The organism is Nocardiopsis halophila DSM 44494, assembly GCF_000341245.1.
Classification (GTDB): domain Bacteria; phylum Actinomycetota; class Actinomycetes; order Streptosporangiales; family Streptosporangiaceae; genus Nocardiopsis_A; species Nocardiopsis_A halophila.
On record NZ_ANAD01000122.1, the window covers coordinates 1 to 11067 of the forward strand.

Here is an 11067-nt window from a genome sequence, read left to right on the forward strand (position 1 = left end):
ACGCTTCTCCTTCCCGGACCACCGGCGAGCCGGCAGCCGACCGGAGTCCCCGGGGAACCGCCGCGCCCTTTCGTCGCTGCCCAACTCCCTGCACTCCAACAGCCCGTCAGCCAGCCGGGGCCCGCGAGCGGGGTACCAGTCGTGCCGTCGCCGCCCCCGCCCGGACCGCGAGAAGCCCGGCGGCCGACCGGCGAGGCCTGGAAACCGCCGCGCTGCGTCGTCGCCGCGCTCATCCCTGCACTCCGACTGCCCGGCACCCGGTCAGCAGCCCGGAGCGGGGCACCTCCTGCGCCGTCGCCGTCTTCTCCGGTGGGTGGCCGCAGGCCTGCCGCCCGGCAGCGCTACCGAGGGGACCCGCGGGCTCTTCGTCGCGACACCCCCTGTACCGACGGGTACCCGGCGCCCGACCGCCAGGCCGGGGGACCGCCGCCTTCCGCGCTCCGCCCCGCCGGAAAAGGCGGGCGAATCGGCGGGAATGTCTGGCGCGGGCCGCTCCGGCACAGCAGAATGTGTGATCGGTCTCTCTTTGACGGGACCGGCGGGCGCGTTGCGCTGAACCCGTCGCGGTCGGCCACCGCGCGCCCGTTCCGCGCCGGGGCCGGGCAACCCCTGGGTCCGGCCCCGGCGCCTCGCCCCTAGAGGAGCGTGGATGCTGATACGCCAGCTGGAGTACTTGGCCGCCCTGGACCGTGAACGCCACTTCGCCCGTGCGGCCAGCGCCTGCCACGTGTCGCAGCCCGCCCTGTCCGCCGCCCTGCGCAAGCTCGAGGCCGAGCTGGACATCCGCATCGTGCGGCGCGGCCACCGCTTCGAGGGCTTCACCCCCGAAGGCGAGCGGGTGCTGCGCTGGGCCCACCGCATCCTCGCCGAGCGCGACCTGCTCGACGCCGAGGTCGGCGCCATGCGCAAGGGCCGCACCGGGCGGCTGCGCATCGGCGTGCTGCCCTCGGCGGCCGCCCCCGTCNCGCGCCCTTCGGCACCCGCCACCCGCGGGTGCGGCTGAGCGTGCGCGCGCTGCCGGCCGAGGACATCGCCCGCGGGCTGGCCGACGGCAGCCTCGACTGCGGGGTCGCCCACCTGGGCGCGGTCTCCGGGCGCCCGCGCGGGGCCGCGGTGCGGCTCTACGCCGAGCGCGGCGTGGTGCTGGCCTGCCCCGGCCGGTTCACCGGCCGCGCCTCGGTGGCCTGGCAGGAGCTGGCCGGCGTCCCGCTGTGCGGGATGACCTGCGACGGCGGGGTGCGGCGGGCGATGGAGGCGGCCCTGGCCGAGAACGGCGGCCGCCCCAGCGTGCAGGTGGAGACCGACGCGCTGCCCGCCCTGTACACCCACGTCGCCGAAGGCGACTGGTGCGGCGTGGTGGCCCACGCCTGGCTGTGCTCGGCGCCGCCCCCGCAGGGCGTGCGCGTGCTGCCGGTCGAGGGGGCCGAGCGGGTGCGCGAGGTGGGCATCGTGGTCCCCGAGAACGCCCCCGAGCCGCTGCTGGCCCGGGACTTCGCAGCCTTCGCGCGGACCGTCCCGCTCCAGGAGGTGCTGGACGCCGCCCTGCCGCCGGGCCCGGCCGTCCCCGTGCACGCGGCGCCCGCGGGGCCCTCCCCGCGGGCGCCGCGCCCTCACGCGTCGGCGGACGGTGCCGACGCGGCGGCCCCCGAGCCGGAGCCGGACCCGGCCCCCGAGGCCGGGGTGCGGTCGCGGCGCAGCAGCAGCCCCGCCTGAACCGCGGCGGCCACCACGATCACCGTGGCGATCGCGCTGGTCAGGTGCATGCCGTCGAGGAAGGCGGACTGCGCCGCCTCCAGCAGCGCCGTCCCCGTCCCGCCCGGCAGGCCCTCGGCGGCGCTCACCGCCCCGCCCAGCGTCTGGCGGGCGGCCTCNNCGAGGCCACGTCCGGCAGGCCGATCCGGTAGGCGGCGGTGAGCACGCTGCCCAGCAGCGCCACGCCCAGGGCCCCGCCCAGTTCGTAGGCGGTCTCGGAGATCGCCGAGGCGGCGCCGGCGCGGGCCGGCGGCGCGGCGGTGAGGATGGCGTCGTTGGTCAGCGTCTCGGCCAGCCCGATGCCGGTGCCGATGAGCAGGAACGCCACCGCGATCAGCAGCGCGCCGCCCTGCAGTGGGGCCTGGGTGACCAGGAAGAACCCGGCGGCGATCAGCGCCAGGCCCAGCACCAGCACCCGCCCCAGGCTCATCCGGCGGGCCAGCGACACTGCGACGAAGCTCGAGGCGACCGACACCGCCAGCCCCGGCACCAGCACCAGCCCGGCGGTGACCGGACTCAGCCCCAGCACCAGCTGCAGGTACTGGGTGAGGAAGAACAGCGAGGCGACCATCGAGAAGACGATCATCAGGTTGGTGGCCACCGCCACGCTGAACCGGCGCACCGCGAACAGGCGGACGTCGATCAGCGGGTGCGCCAGCCGCAGCTGCCGGCGCACGAACACCGCGCCCAGCACCAGGCCGGCGGCGAGCGCCGCGGCGGGCGCCGGGTCCCAGCCGTGCTCGGCGAGCTTCTTGACGCCGTAGACGGCGGGCAGCATCGCGGCCAGGGACAGCAGCACGCTCAGCGGGTCCAGGCGCCCGGGGTTCGGGTCCTTGGACTCGCCCACCAGCAGCGGCAGCGCGACCAGCAGCACCGCCATCACCGGCAGGTTGATCAGGAAGACCGACCCCCAGTGGAAGTGCTCCAGCAGCCAGCCGCCCAGGATCGGCCCGAGCGCGCTGCCGGCGGAGAACCCGGAGGCCCAGATGGCGATGGCGAGCAGGCGCTGGCGGTCGTCGGTGAACAGGTTGCGCAGCAGCGACAGGGTGGAGGGCATCAGCGTCGCCCCGGCCATGCCCAGGAGCGCGCGGGCGGCGATGAGCACCTCGGGCGTGGGCGCGAAGGCGGCGGCCAGCGAGGCGAGGCCGAACCCGAGGGCGCCGATCATCAGCAGGCGGCGGCGCCCGATGCGGTCGCCGAGCGAGCCCATGGTGATGAGCAGCCCCGCCAGCACGAAGCCGTAGATGTCGACGATCCACAGCAGCTGTCCGCCGGTGGGGCGCAGGTCCTCGGTGAGGTAGGGGACGGCGAACCCGAGCACCGTCATGTCGACGGCGATGAGCAGGACGGGAAGGACGAGTACGGCCAGTCCGGCCCATTCGCGGGCGCCGGCCCGGGCGGGCCGCCGGTTCGAGGTGTCGTCGGGCGCTCCGGGCCCGGCAACGGCGGAAGTCATGGTCCCTCTACTAGGTCGTGGTCGCGTTGGAGCGAGTGCGTCGCGGGCCGCCGCGTGCGGCCGCGGTGATCGGGCGGTGCGCCGGTTAAACGGGCCGATCATCCTATGTATTCCGATCGACGGTCCGTCGGCCGTCCGTCTCGGGGGATGCGCCCCGGTGCGGGGCGGGGGCGGCACCGTCCGATCTTCTGAACCGTCCAGACGGTACAGTACCGTCCAGCCGGTACAGTGTCAAAGGTGAGCACCGGTACCACGCGCGACCGGATCCTGGACGCGCTCGAAGGCATCCTGATCGATGAGGGCCTCTCCGCCGTGACGCTGGAGTCCGTGGCCGCCGCCGCGGGCGTCTCCAAGGGCGGGCTCCTCTACCACTTCCCCTCCAAGGCCGCGATGATGACCGGCCTCATCCGCCGCCTGGCCGACCGCGCCGAGGAGGAGTTCCGCGAGACCGAGGAGAGCGGCGAGGGCGTCGTGCGGACCTTCCTGCGCACCTCGCTGCCGTCCTCCAAGCACGAGGCGGAGCTGTACTGGTCGATCATCGCCGCGCTGCGCAGCAAGGAGTCGATGACCGACGAGGCGCGCGACCTGGTCCGCTACTTCTTCGAGGAGTGGGCGCGCCTGCTCCACGAGGAGCTGGACGACCCGGTGCTGGCCGAGACCGTCCGCCTGGTGGGCGACGGCCTGTACCTGTCCTCCATCGCGGGCCTGGCCCAGCCCGACCCGGAACTGCTGCGCCAGGTGATGGACCGGCTGACCGCCCAGGCGGACCGGTCGAAGCGGCCCGGCCGCGGCGGGAACGGGGAGGAGGCGGCCGGAGAGCCCACCGGAGGGACCGGGGGCACGGGCTGACGCCCGCCCTCTCGCCTCCTTTCGCCCCGGCGCGACCGGTTCCGGCCGTCGCCCTTGCCGCGCTGCGGGCGGCGCGGGACGTCCGTCACAGGGTGGAGCCCCCGGATCGCTGATGGGGGATCGTGTTGTTCGGTCCCGTTCGAGCCGTGCGGTTCTCACGCCGGTCGGGCGTTCTCGCCCGGCGTCTCAGTCGACCCCGCCGGCCCGGCGCGCAGTGGCGGTGACAGGCCGACCACCGCACCTGGTCGGCGGAACGGTCCTGGGATACCGTCGCGTCACCACGACACCGGGAGGTCCCCGTGTCCAAGCGGCGTACGCGGCCCCCACCGATTCCGCCCAGGTGGATCATCCGCCTGTTCTGGAAAGGGCACCGCGCCCTCTACCGCATCACCCGCGGCAGGTCCGGGCTCTGGCACCCCGCGCCTGGCCGCTGGGGAACGATGCGGCTGACCACCATCGGCCGCCGCACAGGCCGCCCCAGGAGCGTGATCCTCGCCTACTTCCACGACGGCCCGGACCTCGTGGCACTCGCCATGAACGGCTGGGGCGCGCCCGAGCCCGCCTGGTGGCTGAACCTCCAGGCCACACCCGTGGCCACGGCCCAGCTCGCCGACGGCCGGCGCGCGGTACGCGCACGCGAGGCCCTCGGTGAGGAACGGGACCGGCTCTGGGGACGGTGGCGCGAGCTGGAGCAGCACATCGACGCCCATGCGGCCCGGCGCCCTAACGAGACCGCGGTCGTCGTCCTGGAGCCGGTGGAGTCCTCGGCGGAGGGGCGGACCTGAGCCGGCGGATTCCGCCAGACCCGTCGGCCCCGCCGGTTCGTCCCCTCAGCCGCCCAGGCCCGACCGCCCCACCCATACGGCGAGCTGCGTCCGGTCCCGCAGATCGAGCTTGCGCAGGATGCTGGAGACATGGTTCTTCGCCGTGCCCTCGGTGATGAACAGGCGCCGGGCGATCTGCCGGTTGGTCGCGCCCTCGCCGATCAGGCGCGCCACCTCGGCCTCGCGCTCGGACAGCGCCCCGCCCGCCGCCTGGCCGCCCGGGGCCCCGCGGCCGCCGACCTCCGGCGCCGTCGGTTCCGGCGCCGCGGGGGCCTCCGGGGGAGCGGCCCGCACCTCGGCGACCAGGCGTTCGGCGGCGGCCGCGCCCAGCACCGTCTCCCCGCGCGAGGCCCGGAGCACCGCGGCGACCAGCTCCTCCGGCGGCGTGTCCTTGAGCAGGTAGCCCTTGGCGCCCGCGCGCAGGCCGCCGAAGATGAAGTCGTCGTCGTCGAAGGTGGTCAGTACCACCGGCGCGACCGCCGGGTGGTCGCGGACCATGTGCGCGATCAGCTCGACGCCGTCCATGCGCGGCATGCGCGCGTCCACCAGGGCGACGTCGGGATAGGCGCCGGTCCCCGATGCGGTCGCCAGCGCCTCCAGGGCCTCCACACCGTCGGCGGCGCCGCCGACGACCTCGACCGCCTCCTCGATCTCCAGCAGTTTGGCCAGTCCCTGGCGCATCAGCACCTGGTCGTCGACGAGCAGCACCCGGACGGGGCGCCCTTCCTCCCCGGGTGTGCTCACGCGGCGACCTCCGCCGTCCGCCGGGCGGGCAGCCGGGCGCGCAGGGTGAAGCCGCCGCCGTTCCCGTCGGGGTCCCCGGCCCCGCCGCGGGGACCGGCCTCCAGCGTGCCGCCCACGGCCTCGACCCGCTCGCGCAGGCCCGCGATCCCGAAGCCGCCCGCGCCGGAGGGCGCCGCGGCGCCGGGGCCGCGCCCGTCGTCGACCACGGAGGCCGTGACCCCGTCCGGCGTGCACTCCACCGCCACCTCGATGCCGCGGGCGCCCGAATGCCGGACGGCGTTGGTCAGGCCCTCCTGCACCACGCGGTAGCAGACCAGCTCGACCTCCTCGCGCAGCTCGGGCCAGTCGCCGCGGCAGGTGAAGCGCACGTCGGCGCCTGCCGAGCCCCCGCCGGAGAAGGCCTCGGCCAGCGACCGGACGGCCTCCGGCCCGGCCTTGCCCTCCAGCTGGAGCGGGCGCAGCGCGCGGACCCACCGCCGGGTGTCGGCCAGGGCCTCCTGGGCCAGGCGCTTGGCGTCGGCGACCTCCTGCCAGGCGGCGTCGGGCTTGGCGGTGCGGAAGCGTTCGGCGTTGGACAGTCCGATGTTGAGGACCGTCAGGTAGTGGCCGATGGAGTCGTGCATGTCCCGCGCCATGCGTGCGCGTTCTTCGGCGACGGTGAGCTCCTTGACCCGGTCCGCATAGCGGCGCAGTTCGGAGTGCGCCGACTCCAGTTCCGCCAGTACCTCCTGCGTTTCCCGCGCGCGCGTCTGGGCGGCGAGGAGCGCGTTGAACGCCATCACGGTGACCGCGCAGAGGAAGAGGATGACGCTCGTCTCCAGCACGCCTCTGGCGAGCATCCCGGGTTGCACGGCGAAGAGGCCCAAGGCGCACGCCGTCAGCCCGGCCGAGCAGGCGAGGGCGGCCCGGGCGCCGAGGACGACGACGACATTGCCCAGGGCGATGATCAGCAGGATCTGTACGAGCAGGTTGCCCGACCCCAGGATGACGGCGGCGGCGCAGGCGAAGAACGAGAGCGAGAGCGCCTTGGGGCGGATCCCATGTGCGCCAGGGGTCCAGCTGAGCAGCGGCCAGAGGACCCCGGCCGGGACCAGCCCCAGGACGAAGAGGAGTTCCAGGGCCTGACCCAGGGGCGTGTCCGGCGGGGGAGGGGCGCCCGAACCGGACACGAGCGTCACCGCGACCAGCAGCAGCAATCCGGAGTAGGCCCCCCAGAACGCCAGGTGGAGCACCAGCGGGGCGCGCCCGCCCGACAGCGACGCCCAGCGCGCGGCGTCGTGCAGGCCCGCTCGTTCGATCGCGCTCATGGCTCGAAGCTAGCAGCGGTCCCAGAGTCTCAGAGGAGGAGCAGGGTCATGCCCGGGTCACCTCTTGCCCCATGACCGAAGTCATGGCAGATACCCAGGCAGGCGGCGTAACCGTCATCTATCCCGCGCGCGATGTGGAGGGGCGGCGCCCGCCCCTACCGTCCCTGCCATGTCCTCCACCAGCGAATCCTCGGTCCCGCCGCCCCAGGACGGCCCGCACCTGAGTGCCGGCGACGCCTTCGTCCGAGCCGGCGCCTCCGGGGCGCGCACCACCCATCCCCTGGCCACGATCCCGCTCACGCAGCTGCTCTACCTGGTGGGCTTCCTGCCGTCGCTGCTGTTCACGCTCCCGGCGGTGGAACGCTTCGCCGAGGAGGCCGGATCCGGTGCGGCGATCGCCCTGGGCGTCGCGGCACTGCCCGTCCAGGTCCTGCTGCCCTACGTCCCCCTCTGGCTGTGGCTGCGCTTCTATGAACGGCGGTCCTTCTTCGCCTCCACGGGCCTCGGCTTCCGGTGGAGGGCGCTCGCCGGCCTGCTGTGGGGGACCGCGGCGGCGATGGTGTTCATCGCCGCGTGGGTCGGGATCGCCCTGGCGAGCGGGATCGCACACGTGGAGGGGGTGTGGCGCTTCGGGGGCGACGGCCCTCTGGCCGTGGCGGTCGGCGCCGTGTACATGCTGCTGGTGCGCATCGTCATGATCGGCATCGAAGAGCAGCTCTTCCGAGGGTGGATGCTCCAGGCGGTCGGCGCGCGCTGGGGACGGACGGCGGGCGTCCTGCTCTCGTCGGTCTTCTTCTCCCTGTTCCACTTCACGTTCATCGGCTTCTACCTGGCGGGCGGCGAGCCGCACGAGGCCCATTGGGTCCTCATGCTCAACATCTTCCTCTGGGCGGTGTTCGCCGCCCTGGTCACGCTCCGGACCGGGAACCTGTGGGCGGCGGTCGGCTTCCACGCCGCCGCCCTGATCCTGCCCATGGCCGCGCTCACCGTCGCCATCCCGGACGCGGCCGCCGACGGCAAGGGGCTGTGGCCCCTGAGCGAGGCCGTCGGCGCGGTCGTCGTCCACCTGCCCGAGCCCACCCTTTACACCGGCGGGGTGGGCTTCGCCGGACTGTTCGAAGGGCTCCCCGCGACCGGTGCCCTCGCCGCGATGGTCCTTGCGGCATGGTGGTGGCTGCGGCGCGGCGAGGCCGCCGCTCACTCGTCGTCGTAGGAGACCGCCGTGGTCCGGTGCGGACGGACGCGCACCAGCAGGCCGGGCGGGCGGTGGTAGGCGTCGTCGAGCATGGCGAGCACCGCCGGGCCGTCGGTGGTGCCGCCCTTATCCGGCCTCAGACCGCCATGGCGTCCTCGCCCTGGGCGGTCCGCATCGTCGGCAGCCCCAGGTCCGAACAGAGCCGGCCGAGCGTGTCGTCGTGGCGGAAGTCGGTGATGTGCAGCCCCCGCACTCCGGGCTGGGCGAGGGCGTTGCGGGCCAGCTCCAGCGAGACCTGGTAGGAGGCCTCCCGTTCGTCGGACGCGTTCTCCACGCGTTCGACCACCTCCTGCGGAACGCTGATCCCCGGGACCTTGGCGTCCATGTACCGCAGCGCGCGGGCCCCCTTGACCAGCGCGACGGTGGGCAGCAGCGCGGCCGCGGGGGTGACGCCCTCGGCCTCGGCCCGTTCGCAGAACGCGCTGATCCGCTCGGGCCGGTAGCAGATCTGCAGCTGCAGGAACCGCGCCCCGGCCCGCACCTTCTTCAGCGCGCGCTTGGCACGCTCTTCGAACGGCGGTGCCCCCGGGTTCTCCACCGCCCCGATGAACAGCGGGGGAGCGGGCGACAGGGGCCGCCCGGACAGGTAGCGGCCGCCGGCCAGGACGGCGGCCGTGCGCACCGCCTGGGGCCCGTCCAGGTCGAACACGCGCTGCGCCTCGGGCTCGTCGCCGGCCGTGGTGTCGTCGCCGGTCATGCAGCACACGTTGGTGACGCCGTGCAGGGCGGCGCCGACGATGTCGGCCTGCACGGCCAGGCGGTTCTTGTCCCTGCAGGCCACCTGGAGCACGGGCTCCAGCCCGAGGCGGTACAGCGCGACCGCCACGGCCACGTTGGAGGCGTGCGCGTGCGCCGCCGGGTTGTCGGTGGCGTTGACCGCGTCCACGTAGGGCGCCAGGCGGGAGGCGTGCGCGGCGGCCGCCTCCAGCCCGCCGCCGTCGAGCGCCGGGAACTCGGCGGTGACCGCGGGCCGGTACGGCTCGGGCGCGGTCAGCAGCTCGGCCAGGGTCAATTCGGCACCCCCTCGGCGTCCTGGGCGTCCTCGGCGGGGCCGACGGCGGCGGGCGGGGCGGCACCGGAGGCGGCGGCCCGCTCGGCCGCCTCCCACCCCTCGGGCCGCCGGCGGTCGCGGCCGGTGGCCAGGTTGGCCCAGGAGGAGGTGCCCTGCAGCCGGACGTCGACGGGCGCCCGCAGCTCGTCGACGCCGTCGCGCAGGGGCGGGGGCAGGCGGCGCGCGCGCCCGTAGGCCTTGACCCACACGCAGGTCATCGTCGGGTCGACCTCGCACGCCCCGTCCTCGCGCACACCGCCGCAGGGGCCGTTGCGCAGGGACTTGGGGCAGGTCATCGGGCAGGTGAAGCCGGTGGAGTGCAGCACGCACTGGCCGCACATCCGGCAGTCCCACACGGGCTTCTTGACGGCGTGTTCGATGGTGGCGAGAAGTGTGGCCATGGTCCGCCTCGTTCCGTGCGCCGTACGGCGGGGATCGGCGTCGCGCGGTGGTCTGGGCCGCCGACCGACGTCTCTGGCATGAGTGTTGCTTTATATGCAACGATGTTCACATGAAGGAACGTGACCGCTCGACTACAGCGTAAGATCGGCGGAATCGTTGCGTCAATGGATGTCCGTTGCGTAAGACGGAACTAACCAGCGGCCGCGGTTCTTGACAGCGCCGTCGCGCGCGGGGGACTGTGTGTTGCGCATGGCGATCCTCGTTGCGCATCGGAGTGGTTGGAGGCCCTGAATGGCCGTGAACGAGAACCCGGAGATCCTGCTGTACCCGCGGATCAGGAAGTCGCCGTTCTTCTATGCCTCGCGCAGGCACGGCGTCGCCAAGTACAGCGTGTACAACCACACCTACCACCCGCGGCACTACGGCGACCCGGTCGCCGAGTACTGGCACCTGGTCAACGGCGTGACCCTGTGGGACGTCGGCGTGGAGCGCCAGATCGAGATCACGGGCCCCGACGCCTTCGCGTTCACCAACATGCTCGTCCCGCGCGACCTGAACAAGTGCGCGGTCGGCCAGTGCAAGTACGTCTTCATCACCGCCCCCGACGGCGGGATCATCAACGACCCGGTGCTGCTGCGCCTCGAGGAGAACCGCTTCTGGCTCTCCCTGGCCGACAGCGACGTGCTGCTGTGGGCCCAGGGCCTGGCCCACAACTCCGGCATGGACGTGACGATCCGCGAGGCCGACGTGGGCCCGGTGCAGGTCCAGGGCCCCAAGTCGCGCGAGGTCATGGTCGACCTCTTCGGCCCCGAGGTCATGGACGTCCCCTACTACTACTGCCGCGAGTTCGAGCTCGACGGCATGCGCGTGGTGGTCTCCCGCACCGGCTACACCTCCGAGCTGGGCTTCGAGATCTACCTGATGGACGCCTCCCGCGACGGGGTGCGGCTGTGGGACACCGTGCTCCAGGCCGGCGAGCCGCACGGCATCCAGGTCATCGGCCCCTGCCACATCCGCCGGATCGAGGGCGGGATCCTGGCCTGGGGCAGCGACATCGGCCTGGACACCAACCCCTTCGAGGTCGGCTACGGCTACGAGGTCAGCTGGATGGTCGACCTGGACCAGGAGGCCGACTTCATCGGCAAGGAGGCGCTCACCCGCATCCGCGACACCGGCATCTCCCGCAAGCTGGTCGGGCTGGAGATCGGCGGCGAGCCGCTGGGCTCCTACAACGACGGCTCGATGATCGACGTCTTCCCCGTGCACGAGCCCGGCTCCACCGAGGGCCCGGTCGGCAAGGTCACCTCGGCCTGCCACTCGCCGCGCCTGGACCGCAACATCGGCTTCGCCATGGTGCCGATCGGACTGGCGTCCCTGGGGACCGAGCTGGCGGGGCACCGGCCGGGCGGCCAGGTCCCCGCCGTGGT

At 73.9% G+C, this 11067-nt stretch carries 10 protein-coding genes and 1 pseudogene; 6 read left to right on the forward strand and 5 right to left on the reverse strand.

Annotation, left to right across the window (positions count from 1 at the left end; all coding sequences use genetic code 11):
• Positions 1–649 precede the first annotated feature (649 nt).
• Both D450_RS34675 and D450_RS30230 read left to right on the forward strand, forming a co-directional pair.
• Positions 650–1003 carry a LysR family transcriptional regulator gene (locus D450_RS34675; RefSeq protein WP_241483157.1) on the forward strand — a complete coding sequence of 118 codons (354 nt, stop codon included), beginning with the start codon at positions 650–652 and terminating at the stop codon, positions 1001–1003.
• Between the two features lie 2 nt (positions 1004–1005).
• Positions 1006–1713 (forward strand): LysR family transcriptional regulator substrate-binding protein, encoded by a 708-nt coding sequence (locus D450_RS30230; protein WP_241483158.1) that lies wholly within the window; start codon positions 1006–1008, stop codon positions 1711–1713.
• Here the strand turns inward: D450_RS30230 and D450_RS30235 are convergent.
• A pseudogene (locus tag D450_RS30235) lies at positions 1611–3208 on the reverse strand (MFS transporter). The gene D450_RS30230 and the pseudogene D450_RS30235 sit on opposite strands and share 103 nt — an antisense overlap.
• A 237-nt stretch (positions 3209–3445) precedes the next feature.
• Here D450_RS30235 and D450_RS30240 point away from each other — a divergent pair.
• Both D450_RS30240 and D450_RS30245 read left to right on the forward strand, forming a co-directional pair.
• Positions 3446–4057 (forward strand): TetR/AcrR family transcriptional regulator, encoded by a 612-nt coding sequence (locus tag D450_RS30240; RefSeq protein WP_017539402.1) that lies wholly within the window; start codon positions 3446–3448, stop codon positions 4055–4057.
• 299 nt (positions 4058–4356) lie between these two features.
• Positions 4357–4842, forward strand: coding sequence for a nitroreductase family deazaflavin-dependent oxidoreductase (locus tag D450_RS30245; protein ID WP_039820526.1), 486 nt, complete (start codon positions 4357–4359; stop codon positions 4840–4842).
• A gap of 45 nt (positions 4843–4887) precedes the next feature.
• On the opposite strand, the gene D450_RS0114590 is transcribed toward D450_RS30245, so the two are convergent.
• Together D450_RS0114590 and D450_RS0114595 are read right to left on the reverse strand one after the other, a co-directional pair.
• The gene (locus D450_RS0114590) at positions 4888–5625 is read right to left on the reverse strand and encodes a response regulator (RefSeq protein ID WP_017539404.1); all 738 of its coding nucleotides are present in this window, start codon (positions 5623–5625) and stop codon (positions 4888–4890) included.
• Positions 5622–6932, reverse strand: a complete 1311-nt coding sequence (locus D450_RS0114595) for a sensor histidine kinase (RefSeq protein ID WP_017539405.1) — start codon at positions 6930–6932, stop codon at positions 5622–5624. Before D450_RS0114595 ends, D450_RS0114590 begins: the two co-directional genes overlap by 4 nt.
• Before the next feature lie 169 nt (positions 6933–7101).
• Between D450_RS0114595 and D450_RS0114600 the strand changes: the two genes are divergently transcribed.
• Entirely contained in the window at positions 7102–8145 is a 1044-nt protein-coding gene (locus D450_RS0114600) for a CPBP family intramembrane glutamic endopeptidase (RefSeq protein WP_017539406.1), read from the forward strand.
• 118 nt (positions 8146–8263) lie between these two features.
• On the opposite strand, the gene D450_RS0114610 is transcribed toward D450_RS0114600, so the two are convergent.
• Together D450_RS0114610 and D450_RS0114615 are read right to left on the reverse strand one after the other, a co-directional pair.
• Positions 8264–9199 carry a methylenetetrahydrofolate reductase gene (locus D450_RS0114610; protein ID WP_017539408.1) on the reverse strand — a complete coding sequence of 312 codons (936 nt, stop codon included), beginning with the start codon at positions 9197–9199 and terminating at the stop codon, positions 8264–8266.
• The gene (locus D450_RS0114615; protein WP_017539409.1) at positions 9196–9639 is read right to left on the reverse strand and encodes a methylenetetrahydrofolate reductase C-terminal domain-containing protein; all 444 of its coding nucleotides are present in this window, start codon (positions 9637–9639) and stop codon (positions 9196–9198) included. The genes D450_RS0114610 and D450_RS0114615 overlap by 4 nt, the downstream gene beginning before the upstream one ends.
• Before the next feature lie 292 nt (positions 9640–9931).
• Between D450_RS0114615 and D450_RS0114620 the strand changes: the two genes are divergently transcribed.
• A partial coding sequence (locus tag D450_RS0114620) for a glycine cleavage T C-terminal barrel domain-containing protein (RefSeq protein WP_017539410.1) occupies positions 9932–11067 on the forward strand: 1136 nt, incomplete at its 3' end.

Bases quoted from the DNA above. Each gene is read 5' to 3' on its own strand.
- D450_RS0114600 (WP_017539406.1), top strand. From the start codon at position 7,102: ATGTCCTCCACCAGCGAATCCTCGGTCCCGCCGCCCCAGGACGGCCCG.
- D450_RS0114595 (WP_017539405.1), bottom strand. From the start codon at position 6,932: ATGAGCGCGATCGAACGAGCGGGCCTGCACGACGCCGCGCGCTGGGCG.
- D450_RS0114615 (WP_017539409.1), bottom strand. From the start codon at position 9,639: ATGGCCACACTTCTCGCCACCATCGAACACGCCGTCAAGAAGCCCGTG.